This window comes from Vibrio sp. 1288 (assembly GCF_033344475.1).
On record NZ_JAWPOX010000769.1, the window covers coordinates 1 to 608 of the forward strand.

The following is a 608-nucleotide window of genomic DNA, read 5'->3' on the forward strand; positions in this document are numbered from 1 at the left end:
AGGTAAGTACTCATTAACAATAGATAGACCTTTGATAACCCAAGGATGTTGGAAGATGTCTTGAATGCCACCATTGGTGACCCATTTGTATGTATTCTTAGAAAAAACAGAGCCTTGTTGAACAATTGCAGCAAACACAAACAGTAGTGGAATGACAATAATGAAAGTCAAAACTACGCACGTGAGCAGCGATGCCGAATTTTTGTGTTTTGGCATTTTACGCTCAAACCACTCATGCACAGGAAACATAAGCAGTGAGATAATGAAAGCCATTACGATCGAATTGATGTAAGGCTCGACCAATAAATAGCAAGCAAAAGCAGCGGCGAGTAGAGCGATCATTAATACACGATGACTCGACGTGATTTTTACGTTGTTTGGCATGAGATAAATCCAACTTACGGATGACGTTTACAATGGCTCGCGTTGATATCAGCGCGAAACCTTTATTACTTTGCACCGACGATTCTTTCAAGCTTATGACATAGCCGAATTGGGAAGGTGCAACGGACCTTGTTATAATGACCACAAATCAGGCAGTTATCAATCAAGAGATAGAAAAATGGGTTGTTGTAACGGTGACAAGAAGTGTCAGAGTGAGAAGAAAA

Annotated in this window: 1 protein-coding gene; it reads right to left on the reverse strand. The window is 40.3% G+C overall.

The features are described 5' to 3' along the window. The coding region (locus R8O11_RS29270; protein WP_412035093.1) for an AI-2E family transporter at positions 1–384 on the reverse strand (384 nt) is incomplete at its 3' end. Positions 385–608: the final 224 nt, after the last annotated feature.